This is a genomic window from Arenimonas sp., assembly GCF_044353605.1.
GTDB lineage: Bacteria > Pseudomonadota > Gammaproteobacteria > Xanthomonadales > Xanthomonadaceae > Arenimonas.
The window spans coordinates 217,204-231,643 of the sequence record NZ_JBILBO010000001.1 but is presented as its reverse complement, the minus strand read 5'-3'; the positions used below and the strand labels follow the sequence as shown (position 1 = coordinate 231,643).

10 protein-coding genes, 2 tRNA genes and 1 pseudogene are annotated in these 14,440 nt (G+C 58.0%); 8 read left to right on the top strand and 5 right to left on the bottom strand.

The features are described from left to right. Positions 1-7: 7 nt before the first annotated feature. Positions 8-1,333: pseudogene (gene ppnN, locus ACIQ1A_RS01175) on the top strand (nucleotide 5'-monophosphate nucleosidase PpnN); the annotation flags it as partial. Here ppnN and ACIQ1A_RS01170 read toward each other — a convergent pair. Further along, positions 1,330-1,725: a type IV pilin protein gene (locus tag ACIQ1A_RS01170; RefSeq protein WP_395769243.1), complete on the bottom strand. Its 396-nt coding sequence runs from the start codon at positions 1,723-1,725 to the stop codon at positions 1,330-1,332. The pseudogene ppnN and the gene ACIQ1A_RS01170 sit on opposite strands and share 4 nt — an antisense overlap. A 162-nt stretch (positions 1,726-1,887) precedes the next feature. Here ACIQ1A_RS01170 and ACIQ1A_RS01165 point away from each other — a divergent pair, with 162 nt between their 5' ends. From ACIQ1A_RS01165 to pilV, 4 genes are read left to right on the top strand one after another with little or no spacing between them, the layout of a single operon-like run. Further along, positions 1,888-2,496 carry a Tfp pilus assembly protein FimT/FimU gene (locus tag ACIQ1A_RS01165; RefSeq protein ID WP_395769242.1) on the top strand — a complete coding sequence of 203 codons (609 nt, stop codon included), beginning with the start codon at positions 1,888-1,890 and terminating at the stop codon, positions 2,494-2,496. Between the two features lie 7 nt (positions 2,497-2,503). Continuing rightward, positions 2,504-3,301, top strand: a complete 798-nt coding sequence (locus tag ACIQ1A_RS01160) for a PilW family protein (RefSeq protein WP_395769241.1) — start codon at positions 2,504-2,506, stop codon at positions 3,299-3,301. A 10-nt stretch (positions 3,302-3,311) separates the two neighbouring features. Further along, positions 3,312-5,117 (top strand): PilX N-terminal domain-containing pilus assembly protein, encoded by a 1,806-nt coding sequence (locus ACIQ1A_RS01155; protein WP_395769240.1) that lies wholly within the window; start codon positions 3,312-3,314, stop codon positions 5,115-5,117. Beyond that, complete coding sequence (gene pilV / locus ACIQ1A_RS01150) at positions 5,062-7,440, top strand: type IV pilus modification protein PilV (protein ID WP_395769239.1); 2,379 nt, start codon at positions 5,062-5,064, stop codon at positions 7,438-7,440. The genes ACIQ1A_RS01155 and pilV overlap by 56 nt, the downstream gene beginning before the upstream one ends. Before the next feature lie 66 nt (positions 7,441-7,506). Here the strand turns inward: pilV and ACIQ1A_RS01145 are convergent. Then, positions 7,507-7,583, bottom strand: a tRNA-Asn gene (locus ACIQ1A_RS01145). A gap of 55 nt (positions 7,584-7,638) precedes the next feature. Continuing rightward, positions 7,639-8,175: a GspH/FimT family protein gene (locus ACIQ1A_RS01140; protein ID WP_395769238.1), complete on the bottom strand. Its 537-nt coding sequence runs from the start codon at positions 8,173-8,175 to the stop codon at positions 7,639-7,641. A 114-nt stretch (positions 8,176-8,289) separates the two neighbouring features. On the opposite strand from ACIQ1A_RS01140, the gene uvrB reads away from it, so the two are divergent. Continuing rightward, positions 8,290-10,281: an excinuclease ABC subunit UvrB gene (gene uvrB / locus ACIQ1A_RS01135; RefSeq protein WP_395769237.1), complete on the top strand. Its 1,992-nt coding sequence runs from the start codon at positions 8,290-8,292 to the stop codon at positions 10,279-10,281. Positions 10,282-10,329: 48 nt separating this feature from the next. Then, positions 10,330-10,404, top strand: a tRNA-Val gene (locus ACIQ1A_RS01130). A gap of 27 nt (positions 10,405-10,431) precedes the next feature. Here the strand turns inward: ACIQ1A_RS01130 and ACIQ1A_RS01125 are convergent. Both ACIQ1A_RS01125 and ACIQ1A_RS01120 read right to left on the bottom strand, forming a co-directional pair. Then, complete coding sequence (locus ACIQ1A_RS01125; RefSeq protein WP_395769236.1) at positions 10,432-11,220, bottom strand: hypothetical protein; 789 nt, start codon at positions 11,218-11,220, stop codon at positions 10,432-10,434. Continuing rightward, the gene (locus ACIQ1A_RS01120) at positions 11,217-12,152 is read right to left on the bottom strand and encodes an aminotransferase class IV (protein WP_395769235.1); all 936 of its coding nucleotides are present in this window, start codon (positions 12,150-12,152) and stop codon (positions 11,217-11,219) included. Before ACIQ1A_RS01120 ends, ACIQ1A_RS01125 begins: the two co-directional genes overlap by 4 nt. 378 nt (positions 12,153-12,530) lie before the next feature. Between ACIQ1A_RS01120 and thrS the strand changes: the two genes are divergently transcribed. Then, positions 12,531-14,435: a threonine--tRNA ligase gene (thrS, locus tag ACIQ1A_RS01115; RefSeq protein WP_395769234.1), complete on the top strand. Its 1,905-nt coding sequence runs from the start codon at positions 12,531-12,533 to the stop codon at positions 14,433-14,435. Positions 14,436-14,440: the final 5 nt, after the last annotated feature.

Genomic DNA, 14,440 nt, shown 5'->3' with positions numbered 1-14,440 from the left:
ACCCTCCGGCATGGACGTGCTCTCGCGTGAAGAGCTGACCCGTCTGCGCGACATCAGCCAAGGCGGTTTGCATGAAACCCTGCGCCGATGTGCTCTGGCGGTGTTGACCACCGGCACCGAGTCGGATGACCCGCGCGCGGCCCAGGTCCGCTATCCGGATTTCGACATTGAGGTCCTGCAACTCGACCGCGGTATCCGCCTCGATTTACAGAATGCACCGGCCACAGCGTTTGTTGACGGCACTCTCATCCGCGGCGTGACCGATCTGCTGTTCACCGTCGTGCGCGACATCGCCTATAACTCCAGTGAAATCCGGACCAGTGGCAAATTCAACCTGGAAACCAATGCCGGAATCACCAGCGCCGTGTTCGAGATCCTGCGCAACGCCTCGGTGCTGCATCCGAACACCGATCCGAATCTGGTGGTGTGCTGGGGCGGCCATTCCATCGGCCGCGAAGAATACATGTACACCAAGAAAGTCGGTTACGAATTGGGTCTTCGTGCGCTCGACATCTGCACCGGCTGCGGCCCGGGCGCGATGAAGGGGCCGATGAAGGGGGCGACCATTGCGCATGCCAAGCAACGCCGCATCCACAACCGCTACATCGGCATTACCGAGCCGGGCATCATCGCCGCCGAGTCGCCGAATCCGATTGTCAACGAATTGGTGATCATGCCCGACATCGAAAAGCGCCTGGAAGCCTTCGTGCGCCTGGGTCATGGCATCATCGCTTTCCCGGGCGGCGTCGGCACTGCTGAAGAAATCCTGTATCTGCTTGGTCTGCTATTGCATCCTGACAACAGCGATATCCGCATGCCTCTGGTGCTGACGGGGCCGCGCGCGTCTGCTGCCTATTTCGAGCACATCGACCGTTTCATCAAGCTGACCCTCGGCGATCTCGCGGCCGCGCATTACACCATCGTGGTCGACGATGCCGAGCGCGTCGGCAAGCTGATGAGCCGCGGCATCCATCTGGTGCGCGAGCAGCGTATCAAGGAAAAGGATTCCTTCTTCTTCAATTGGTCGCTGAACGTACCCTTGGATTTTCAGAAGCCGTTCGAGCCAACCCATGAAGCCATGGCAGCGCTCAAGCTACACCGGAATCAACCGCTGCATGAGCTGGCGGCCAATCTGCGTCGGGCGTTTTCCGGCATCGTGGCCGGTAACGTCAAAGAGCCGGCAATGCGGGCCATTGAGGAGCGCGGACCGTTCTCCATTTCCGGGGATGCCGACATCATGCAGGCCATGGACGAATTGCTGGAATCCTTCGTCGAGCAACGCCGGATGAAGATTTCCGGCGTTTACCACCCCTGTTACAAGGTTATCCGTTAAGGCCAGTTGCAGTTGCTGGCGTTGCTTCCGTCCGACAGGGATTTAGTAGCGACACCAGCGGCCACCGTAAGCACGTAATTGCCGCAGCGGTCACTGGACTGCGCGTTGGCACGTGTAGCCGTGAGCGTATAACCGGTGGCGGATATTCCCGTGATGGTCAAGGTATAGTTCGGAACGGTAGGACTGCCCAGATTGGCGTAGGTTCCGTAGCTGGTGTTGCTGGCCCGCCAGCGTTCCTGGCGTAACTGCAGATCGCCGAGGCCGCGCATCGCTTCCGAGCGCCGGCTTTTGGCGACCTGTTCGGTGAAACTGGGAATGGCGATGATGGCCAGAATGCCGACGATTACCAGAGTGACCAAGAGCTCGATGAGGGTAAAACCTTTGCTGCGCATGTGCTGCTCCCGCCGGATGTGTCCTAAGGATGCCAATTTCCGGCGCTGAATGCAATGCAGACGGCTTCGCTCATCGGGAAAAGCTACCGTTCATCGGCTTGTCCGTTGCCATGCCCGGAATCAGGGGCCATAGTAGGCTCTGTCATGGGATGGGAGTTCAGCGTGTCCAAAAACAAGCCTTCCATACGGGGATTCTCCCTGATTGAGCTGATGGTCACCATCGCTCTGCTGTCGATCATTCTTATGGCCGCCGTGCCGTCCTTCAATGAATTTCGGCAACGCGGCGCTTTGCGTGGAGCGACCGATCAAATCGTTAGCTTCTGGGCCAATGCCCGTTTTGAATCCCTCAAGCGGAATTCTCTGGTCAAAGTGTCGATGAGCACCAACAATACCCAGTATTGTATGGGCGCAGCGGTCACCAATACAGCTGCCGATAATAGTCAGTGCAATTGTTTTGAGACCAATCCCGGTAACACCAATTTCTGTGATGTCGGACGCTATCCGGTCGATCAGGCTGAATGGAAGGGAATTCGATATTCAGGAACGCCTAGCGACCAGATCGGAAAAAGTAAAAATGGGGTGGTGGTCATCGATCCTAAGCGTGGCGGGCTGGCCCTGCCGACCAGTGCCGGTTATTGGGAGTTGGCCAGTCCTGCCGGCAGCACCGACTACCGCCTGCGAGTGAATATCGATCTGTTCGGGCGCGCCGTGGCCTGCGAGCCAGACGCAGCCAGTGATATGCCGCAATACACCAACCGACGCTGCAACTGAGGACGCCATGGCCGCCTATCAACGACAATCACAGGGCTTTAGTCTGGTTGAATTGATGATTTCTTTGGCTATCGGCCTGATCGTCGTTACGGCTGTGCTGGCGTTCACCCTGTCCAGCCTGACCGCCAATTCCGAATACGTGCAGTCCACCCGTTTGAGCCAAGAGCTCCGCAACTCGATGGATTTCATCTCCCGCGAGCTTCGCCGCGCCGGTTACGACGAGAACATGAACCGCTACACGGCGGCCTCGACCCTGAATGCGTTGGTAATATCTCCTTTTTCCCGCATTTTCGTAGATGACGATGCCGACGGTGATGGTACCGCCAATGATGGCTGCGTCATTTATGCTTACGACCGCACCGGCGGCACGCCTGGCGTTGTTGAGCGGGCGCGAGGCGAAATCCGTGCGCTACGCCTAGCCTTCCGCACCGTCGATGGTCAGACCGTGGGCGTGCTTGAAATTGGTGAAAGCGCGGCAGGGCTGAGCCCGGCCTGTAACGGCGGTGCGCCCACTTATACCAACTATCCGGCGACCTGCAACGCAGCTTCCGGTTGGTGTGCATTGACCGATCCCCGTGTCATCAATATCACCAATTTCAGCTTGGACACCAGTGGCTACATCGTTCAGGCCGGTACCGCCACCTCCACGCCGATGACTATCCGCGAGATTGGTATCGGTCTGGATGGGCAATTACGTCAGTCGGCCGATGGCACGGTTACTCGCGGCATCAGCAGCGGCGTCCGGGTACGTGCGGACTGCTTGGAAGCATCGGCGAACTGCGCGCTGGCACCGACCGGAACCTAAAGAGAATCTTATGGAAATGACGATGACTCACTTTAATGGGCGCCGCCGCCAGCGCGGCATTTCAACGCTTGCCATCACCATGTTGTTACTGTTGATTCTCAGTGTAGTGGTCCTGTTTTCGACCAGTGTCGGCTTTTTTGAGCAGCGCACGGCGGTCAATGAAAACCGGGCACGCATCGCGGAGCAGGCTGCTGAAACCGGCATCAACATGGCTGGCGAATACATCAAGGCCAGTCGGGCCTTGATCATCAGTAATGCCGCCAATGGCTGGCTGGATACCACTGCCGGCGGAAATGGCTGGGTCAGCTGCAATGGCGTCACAAACACCGCGACTATCGGCGGCCGGGTGCATCCGTGCCGTTCCGAGCCGAATGCCACGCGCCGCAACCAGCTTTGGTTTTTCACCACTGACGGCACTGGCGCGTCTCTGGCAACCACCTATCTGCCCTATGGCGCGGTTGGCAATGTTGGTGGAACTGCGGCGTTTCCCTCTGTGGTGAATGTGCAGGCGGTGCTCTGCCGCATCGATTCCTCGTTGGTAACGCCAGCCTGCACCCAAAATCCAGCGCGCGGCAACCGCATTGCCATTACCTTCATCTCCCAGGCCACCCTTACCAATGAAGGCAGTACCGCCGTCATCAAGGAAACCTGGGCATCTTATACCGAGGCCAGCCAGTCCTCCTCTGTGCCGATCATCGCCTCTGGGTTCGTGAAGGGATTGGGTAATGCGCAGATTGTGACCAATGCCAATGCTGCAGGCTATGGTGTTCCGGTATCGATTTGGTCACCCAACGATGTTGATTTCGACGGCGTTGCCAATAATGTCTGTACAAATATGCCTAATCGATCAGAAACCATATCCGATTCCGGGTTCCCGAATCAAAGGGATGCAATCGACGCTGCAAATGCACAAGGCTTTTCATTTAGTGACTGCGATTTCTTCAATGACGCACCGGTTGGGACCTGGAGTTATGTCTGTACCAGAGAGATTACTGCGTCTTCAGGGGGTTCGGGGGGCCTCGGTAGCGTATCGACCTGCTATCTCGGGGAGTATCTGAAAAACACCCCGGCATCGGATTTGAAAACGACCTGCGTCGACGTCAACAATGCCTGCGCTTGCCCGGCAATCAGTAGTTCCACCAATAACTTCCTGTCCGGTCATTCCCAAGGCATCAAAAAAGAAGGAATTGACATTCTCGATATCGACGGCGGTCATGGCGCCCTTCCAGATATCACCTTTTTTCCCGGGCTGGACTGCAACGGCAACAATAAAAGCGATTTGAGCGTTAGCACCGACGACTCCCTGTTCGAATGGGTTTTCAATACCGGTATTGTTGTCGATGAAGGAGCGGGAGTCGTAAAATCCAACTGCGGCGCCAATGGTATCACCAACTGTGCATCCTATGTTCTTGAAGAAGAACTGGGTGCTCAGGTGATCAGCTGCGCCACGTTGAATACGCTGGGTGCTGCCGCATCCGGTCTTTACTATATCAAGGGAACCTGCGACCTTCCCCAAAAGGTCGGTTCGCCAAATAATCCGGCCATCGTTGTGCTTGAAGGCGAAGCCAAGGTCAATAATACTGATTTCTTCGGCATGCTATTCGTGCGCAGTAACACCAACACGGCAGAATTCAAGGGAACGGGTAATTCCCAAATCATCGGTTCATTGGTGGTCGAGGGCAATATTGACATCGCCGGCACCATCGACATCATCTACGACAACACCGCCATCAACTCCGATCCGAATACTCTGCCAGCTAATGCCAAATTCGCACGTGTCCCGGGCAGTTGGCTCGATGCCACCGAAGGTTTCTGAGGATAACACTATGAAAAATTATCCTAGGAATCGGAAAGTACGGGGCTTCAGCATGATCGAGGTCTTGATCGCCGTGGTTGTGCTCGGTTTCGGCCTGATGGCATTGGCTGCCCTACAGACCAGCATCATCCGTTCGTCCGCGGAAACCAAGGCACAGACCGTCGCCCTGCAGCTGGCTAAGGACAAAGTCGAGGATCTGCGCTCGTTCCAGACGCTCGCCGGTTACCAGGCATTGACCTCCGGCAACGACACCGCGACCGAAAGTACCGTGAGTTATACCCGAACCTGGACGGTCACGCGTTTCGGCTACCAACCCAGCGTTGGTGCATTCGCTACCATCACCACACTGACTGGGGCGACTCCGGCCACCAATGCCGGCGGCGTGGCGTATACCGCGAACAATGAATACAAGCGCGTCGCAGTCACGGTGACCTGGACCGATGCCACCGGCACTTCCCAGAGCATCGGTATCGAGGACGCCATCGGTGCGGTGTCTCCGAGCGATGGTGCGAAGGTGGTGCTCAACAACACCGCATCCTCCGAGCCGCGCTATCCGCGGGTACTCATCAACGACCCGAGCCTGACCGAGGGCGTGATTCCGATTGCCGTGGGCAACGGCACCGAAACCGCAGCCACCAACCCCAGGCCCGAAATCACCGGCAACACCAACAACCAACACGTGGTCGAAACCCGTTTCGACGTGTTGACCTATGCCGGCCTGAATAACAATACGGCCCAGGTGCAGTCACGGGTCGAAACGGTGGTGGTCGGCTGCACCTGCAATACCGGCAATGCCGTCAATACAGATGCCAGCTACCGCCCGACTTATTGGAACGGCTTCCGCTACGCCGTACCGACCGCCGCGACTTACACGCCGAAAGCAGGAGCCGCGACCTTGGGCACCGCCGCCCCGCCGCAGAGCCAGTACTGCAACACCTGCTGCCGTGATCACCACGACCCGTCAGGCGTCAGCGGACCGAAATTCGACCCGCGCCGCGTCACACATACGCATTACAAAATCGTCAACGGGACCCTGGTGGTAGCCGGTGTCAACGACGACTACGTTGAGGCCTGCCGCCTCATCCGCGTGGATGGCGTCTTCCGCGTGGCCGCAGACATGAATAACGATTACTTCAATCTTTTGCGTACCCGCAATGACGGCAGCACCGGTGCCTATGCGCCGACGACCACAGCTACTACCAATTATCAGAACATGGTGCTTAGCTATCTGGGCGCACGGATTGTCAACCAGGGCAATCCATCCAGCTACAACACGCTTTTAAGCGGATCAGACATACAGACACTGGAAGCCAGCAACAGCATCAACGACCCGACCAGCATCTCCATCCAGCGCACGAATGATTTTAAGTGGCTGCACAGTCGTGGCCTGTTCATCGATTACCTCGAGCCGGAAGCGTTGGATAAGATCACCGATGCAAAATCAGGCTGTAATACCTCGGTCAGCACCCTGCAAAGCTGCGTGCTGAAGTATGTTCCGTTCACTTCCATTAATTTGACCGAACTCAGCAACTGGTCGCCAACTTCGGGCACTCAGCTGGTGGTGACTAACGCAGATTTCGAGAATAGCGTAAGCCAGACTGACCCGGTACGCGGCAAAGTTGTGCCTGGATCGAATCCAACCAACAACAGCAACCAGACTGCCAATTCTTCCTTTTTCAGTTCAAATTCTGGCATGGCTCTGCTGTCATATACGATAGATGCCGATGAAACAACCTTGAACGACAGCCAGATCTTCGCAATCGGAGGCGATACGCCGCCGAATGCAGGCGGCACCTATCAGGTCAACGTCACCAATTATACCTTCGGTGCCAGCGCCTCGACCTATCCAAACTTCACCGCCAGTCCTAGTGTGGTCTGCAACTATTCCATCGGTGGCAATCCCTATAACTGCACCACAAGCACCCTGGGAGCTACCGCGCTCAACATCACTAGTTATAACTACGAAGGTGCAAAAGTTGCCTACTCTCTATCCAATGTCGTCTGTACCAACAAATATGGTGCCGGACCTATTACTGTGCCCACCCTATCGGGTACGGCAAATTCCTCAAATGCCCGACGGGTTTGTAAAAACTTCGCCGTAAGTTCCGCCTCAAGTGGAACCATCGGTGCGGTCACCAATCCTGGAAAGGGATCGGAGTCGACCGTTATCAGTCTGACTACTTCTGCTGCCACAATCCTGAATATTGGCATGACCACCGAAAGCGATACACAATCGACACTGGTTAGTTGTACTTATAAAAATTATAGTTTGAGTTTGACGAATTCAAAAGTCACCCTGGTCTGGACCGATCCATGTCAGTAAGCAAGAACATGCATGCAATGCAATTGAGCTATGAAAAAAACCGCCTTTCGGCGGTTTTTTTTCATTTGGCGCCCGAAGTTGGACTCGAACCAACGACCCCCTGATTAACAGTCAAGTGCTCTAACCGGCTGAGCTATTCGGGCAGGTGGCTATTTTCGCCCAGACCGGCCTTTCCGTCAATATCCACGGCGCGCCGGTTCAGAAAACACAGGCCAGCGCGATGCGTTCTTCATCCGGAACGCCCCGGCGCAGATTGCCGGTATTGCTGACCACCAGGGTCTGGGCCTTGTCGGCGCCGCGCCGATCGCACAGGGTGAAGGTGACGTTACTGCCGGCATTGCCGCCATTGCCCTGGAACACGATCCGGGTCCGTCCGCTACTGCTGATCAGGCGGGCGTTCTCCAGTTCAGCCTGCCGCAGAACCAGACGTTCATCCGGCTCACGCTCGCGGTTGGCATTGGTGTCCAGAAAGGCGATCCAGCCCTTGCTCCAGTCGAAACCGGTGTTGCAGCGGATGCCGTCATAGCTCGGACACAGGGTGGCGCGTGAGCCATGCAGTGCCGCCTTGTGGGAAGACTGTATCAGACTCGACAGCAATGACGCCTGCACGGCCGCGGAGTCCCCGGCATAGCGGGCGGAAAGCAGGGCCGGCACGGCCACGCCGGCCAGGATGCCGGCGGTGGCCAATCCGATGACGAGTTCAGCGAGGGTAAAACCGCGGGCAAGACGGGACATGGGTAACCTCCGGAGGTGGGAACTCCAGTCTGAACAGGGTCCTAAAGCGCGGAAGTAGGTGAAAGCGGGGGCGGGGTGTGCGAAAATCCCCAATTGGCCCTGAAAAAAGATTGCATGGACACCCCCTTCCGTCTGGTTTCCCCGTTTTCGCCCGCCGGCGACCAGCCGCAGGCCATCGAAAAGCTGATTGCCGGCTTCGAGTCCGGCATCGCCGCGCAGACACTGCTGGGCGTGACCGGCTCCGGCAAGACCTTCACCATCGCCAACGTCATCCAGACCATCCAGAAACCGACGCTGGTGCTGGCACCGAACAAAACCCTGGCCGCGCAGCTGTACGGCGAATTCAAGAGTTTCTTCCCGGACAACGCGGTCGAGTATTTCGTCAGCTATTACGACTATTACCAGCCCGAAGCCTACATTCCGGCTTCCGACACCTTCATCGATAAGGACAGTTCGATCAACGAGCACATCGAGCAGATGCGGCTGTCGGCGACCAAGGCGCTGCTGGAGCGCCGCGATGCCATCATCGTGGCCTCGGTGTCCTCGATCTACGGTTTGGGCGATCCCAACGAATACTTCCGCATGGTGCTGCATCTGGTGCGCGGCGACCGCATCGACCAGCGCGAACTGATCCGCCGCCTGACCGAGATGCAATACACCCGCAACGATGTCGAGCTCAAACGCGCCACTTACCGCGTGCGCGGCGAGGTCATCGACATCCATCCGGCCGAGAGCGATTACGAGGCGATCCGGGTCGAACTGTTCGACGGCGACATCGAGAACATCGCGGTGTTCGATCCGCTGACCGGCGAGGTGCGCCGCAAGCTGCCGCGCTATACCCTTTATCCGAAATCGCATTACGTGACCACGCGCCGGACCATCCTGGATGCGGTCGAAACCATCAAGGCCGAGCTGAAAGACCGGCTCGAATACTTCTACCGCGAGAACAAGCTGGTCGAAGCGCAGCGTTTGGCCCAGCGCACCCAGTTCGATATCGAGATGATGCTCGAGGTCGGCTTCTGCAGCGGCATCGAAAACTATTCACGGCACCTGACCGGCCATATGCCCGGCGAACCGCCGCCGTGCCTTTACGATTACCTGCCGCCGGATGCGTTGTTGGTGGTCGATGAGTCGCATGTGACCGTGCCGCAGCTGGGCGCCATGTACAAAGGCGACCGTTCGCGCAAGGAAACCCTGGTCAATTTCGGCTTTCGGTTGCCGTCCGCGCTCGATAACCGACCCTTAAAGTTCGAGGAGTGGGAGCGCCGCGCGCCGCGCAGCGTGTATGTGTCGGCCACGCCCGGACCTTACGAGCTCGAGCATTCACAGGGGCAGGTGGTCGAGCTGGTGGTACGGCCGACCGGACTGGTCGATCCGCAGATCGAAATCCGGCCGGTAGCTACGCAGGTCGATGACGTGCTCTCGGAAATCCACGAGCGGGTCAAGCTCGGCGACCGCGTATTGATTACCACGCTCACCAAACGCATGGCCGAGAACCTGACCGACTATCTGGCCGAGCACGGGGTGAAGGTGCGTTATCTGCACTCCGATGTCGATACTGTCGAACGCGTTGAAATCATCCGTGATCTGCGTCTTGGCGTGTTCGATGTGCTGGTCGGCATCAACCTGTTGCGCGAAGGTCTGGATATGCCGGAAGTATCACTGGTGGCCATTCTCGATGCCGACAAGGAAGGCTTCCTGCGCTCGACCCGCTCGCTGATCCAGACCATCGGCCGCGCCGCCCGCAATCTGCGCGGCAAGGCCATCCTGTATGCCGACCGCATGACCGACTCGATGAAGGCCGCCATCGGCGAAACCGATCGCCGCCGCGCCAAGCAGGAAGAGTACAACCGCCTGCACGGCATCGTGCCGACTTCGATCAAGCGCGAGATCATGGATGTGATGGAGGGCGCGCGCAACGAGCCGGAGCAGGGTGCGGCCGTTCCGGAAAAAGGCGTGTCGGTGCTGACCGCCCAGCAACTGGCCAAACGCATGAACGAGCTTGAAGCCAAGATGTTCAAACACGCCCAGAATCTGGAGTTCGAACAGGCCGCGGCCTGCCGCGATGCCATCGCCAAGCTCAATCAGGAGGCCCTACTGCGCTGAAATTTGCCGGAAAGCGGGACTTTGTCGTATAATGTCCTTCCCGGATTCGGGCGATTAGCTCAGCGGTAGAGCACTACCTTGACATGGTAGGGGTCACAGGTTCGAACCCTGTATCGCCCACCAAAACAGCCACCTGCACAGGTGGCTTTTTTATTGCACGGGTTTCAGGCGTAACGCATGCAGGCGCTCATAGGCCGGCAGGCAGGCATCGGCGATGGCCTGATGGCGGCGGCTCAATACCGGCAACTGTTCCGGCCGTGTCTCGAAACCGGTCGAGCGCCAGACCGCGTCATACCAGTATTTGGCCCAGATGCCATCGCTGTCTCGCGGCCCGGCCGGCCAATGCAGCATGCGGTCTTCGAAGGCAAAACCGAAATGGGCGCACAGGGCCTGTAGATGTCCACGCGGATCGGCCAGAAATTCGGTCGAGTCGATGACCGGCGGTGTGTTGCCGCTGCGCTCGCGCAGTTCGTCGAATAATTCCGCTTCCTGCAGCAGGCCGATGTCTTCCGGCGCGATTTCCGCGCGTGATTTGATGTAAGACGCCACTACGGTATTGGGATGCCGGATCAGGAAGGCATTGCTTAGGCCGTGAATCCATTCGTGATCCATGCCCGGCAAAAGATGATGGCTCATGTGCTTCTGGTACCACAGCGGTTTGCCACCTGGAACAGGACCCGTCAGCGTTTCGCTCACCCGCCGCCAGTCGCATTCGCCATCGGCGATGACTTCGGCCGCACCGGGATGGTCGAGCCCGGTTTGCTTCAGGAATGCGGCATACAGGGGTTCGTCGGACACCGTGCAGTCGCTGCGGTTCTCGAATGCGCGCATCATCGCCGTGGAGATGTTGCGCGGACCGCTCCACATGGCGACGCGCATGGACGCGCAAGTGTCGCGGGAGGCAGGATGCCGTGAGCGATCCAGACGTAGCATGCTCATGCCAGGCGGTCGGCGCCGCGCATGGTCACGTCGCGTTCTACCAGCTCGCGGTACAGCTGCTGCAGGCGCAGCACCATCGGGCCGGGCAGGGCGTCACCGATCTTTCTGCCGTCGATCTCGCGGACCGGCACCACACCGGCAAAGGTGCCGGTGCAGAAGGCTTCCTCGGCGCCATACGCCTGGCTCAGGCTGAAGTTCTTCTCCAAACATGGAATCCCGTTCTGCCGACACAGGGCGATGACATTGGCGCGGGTGATGCCGCTGAGGCAGTAGTCGCCGGTCGAAGTCCATACTTCACCTTTGCGGACGATGAAGAAATGCGTCGAATTGCAGGTCGCCACAAAACCGTGTGGGTCCAGCATCAGGCCCTCATCGGCACCGGCTTCGATGGCCTGGATGCAGGCGGTGATGCAGTTGAGTTTGCTGTGTGAATTGAGCTTCGGATCTTGCACGTCCGGGAAGCCGCGGCGCACATGCACGGTGAACAGTTTCAAGCCGCCCTGCAGGGTTTCCGGTTTCGGAGTCTTGTATTCGGGGATGATGACCACGGTCGCCTGACCGATGCAGGCACGCGGATCCTGATAGGGCGTGCGCTTGATGCCGCGGGTGACCATCAGCCGGATATGCACCTCATCGCGCATGCCGTTGGCTTTCACCGTGTCGGCGATGGCCTGTTTCATTTCGCCCCGGCTCATGCCGATATCCAAGGCGATGGCCTTGGCGCCTTCGTAAAGGCGATCGAGATGCGCGTCCAGAAACGCCGGCTGGCCGGCAAGGACCCGGAATCCCTCCCAAACGCCATCGCCCAGCACGAAGCCACTGTCGAATACCGAAACTGTGGCCTCAGCGCGTGGTTTGAGGATGCCATTGACCCAAATCCGGATATCGGCGTTGCGCACATCATCGTGAAAGTCGTGAATGCTAGTGCTCATAGTGCTGCAACCTCAATGAATAGGCTTTACTTTAAATCAGACCCAAACCTGCTGTAAATGGTTGATTGGAAATGACCTATATTCCTTAATAGTGCTGCGCCTTCACTGATTATGGGCTTAGCGTTCATGGATTCTGATAAAACCTCCTCTGACTCAGAAAAACATCGCATTTGCAGTGTTTTTTGGGCCATGAATTGCCGTAAACCCCGATTCTGATTGACTTTCCAGTGCAAAAAGCCTAACTTATATTTAACAAATACAGGTGACGCCCCGCGTCGAGAGTGCGACATGTCCACATCCATGAATCATCGTCATCTCCATGGCTGAGCGCGACAGCGGACGCTCGGCGTCCATCGATACTCTTCACCCTGCGAATCTATGATCACCATTACGCTTCCTGACGGCTCCAAGCGGCCGTTCGAAACCCCCCCTTCCGTTTATGATGTCGCCGCCTCGATTGGCGCCGGTCTGGCCAAAGCGGCTTTGGCCGGCAAGGTCGATGGCAGGCTGGTCGACACGGCCTATACCATCGCCAGCGATGCCAGTCTGGAAATCGTGACTGAAAAACATCCGGATGCGCTGGACATCCTGCGTCATTCTTCCGCGCATTTGCTGGCCCAGGCCGTGCAGCGTCTGTATCCCTGCGCCCAGGTCACCATCGGTCCGGTCATCGACAACGGCTTCTATTACGATTTTGCCTACGAGCGTCCGTTCACGCCGGAAGACCTGCCCAAGATCGAAGCCGAAATGGCCAAGATTATCCAGGAAGCGCATGCGGTATCTCGCAGTGTGAAATCCCGTGACGAGGCTGTGGCCTACTTCAAAAGTCTCGGCGAGCACTACAAGGCGGAAATCATCGCCGCGATTCCGGCCACCGAGGATTTATCGCTGTACACGCAGGGCGAGTTCACCGATCTATGCCGTGGACCGCATGTGCCGGATACCGGCAAGCTACGCGCCATCAAGTTGATGAAAGTCGCCGGCGCCTACTGGCGCGGTGACTCCAACAACGCCATGCTCAGCCGCATCTACGGTACCGCCTGGTTGAATGAAAAAGACCTCAAAGCCTATCTGTTCCAACTGGAAGAAGCGGAAAAGCGCGACCACCGCCGTATCGGTAAGGCACTAGATCTGTTCCACCAGCAGGAAGAAGCACCGGGCATGGTGTTCTGGCATCCGAAAGGCTGGGCGCTCTGGCAGGTGGTTGAGCAGTACATGCGCGGCGTGTACCGCGACTCCGGCTACCAGGAAGTCCGTTGCCCGCAGATTCTCGATGTGTCGCTGTGGAAGAAGTCCGGGCACTGGGACAACTACAAAGAAAACATGTTCTTCACCGAATCGGAAAAGCGCACCTACGCGGTCAAGCCGATGAACTGTCCCGGACATGTCCAGATTTTCAACCACGGTCTGCACAGCTACCGCGATCTGCCGATCCGCTATGGCGAATTCGGTTCCTGTCATCGCAATGAGCCTTCCGGCGCCCTGCATGGCATCATGCGCGTGCGCAGCTTCACCCAGGACGACGGCCACATCTTCTGCACCGAAAAGCAGATTGAATCGGAAGTGACCGCGTTCCACCGTCAGGCCATGGCGGTGTATGCCGACTTCGGCTTTACCGACATTTCCCTGAAAATCGCCCTGCGTCCTGAAAAGCGCCTCGGCACCGATGCCACCTGGGACAAAGCCGAGCATGCGTTGCGTGCCGCGCTGGGCGCCTGCGGCGTGCAGTGGCAGGAGCTGCCGGGCGAGGGCGCCTTCTACGGTCCGAAGATCGAATACCACATGCGTGATTCCATCGGCCGCGGCTGGCAGGTCGGCACCATGCAGGTCGATTTCATGATGACCGAACGTCTTGGCGCCGAATACATCGATGAAAGCTCCAGCAAGCGTCATCCGGTCATGTTGCATCGGGCCATTGTCGGCTCCATGGAGCGCTTCATCGGTATCCTGATCGAAAGCCATGCCGGCGCCCTGCCGACCTGGCTGGCACCGGTGCAGGCGGTGGTCATGAACATCACCGATGCCCAGGCCGATTTCGTTGATTCCGTGCAGCAGGCCTTGCTCGGGAAAGGCTTCCGGGCCGCCAAGGATTTGCGTAATGAGAAGATCGGCTATAAAATCCGCGAGCATACCCTGCAACGGGTACCCTATCTGCTGGTGGTCGGCGACCGCGAGAAGGAGAACGGACAGGTTGCAGTACGGACCCGTTCGGGGGAGGATCTGGGGGTCATGAGTCTCGACGCCTTCATTGAACGCCTGCACGCAGAAACCCCGCGGCACTGAGCCGT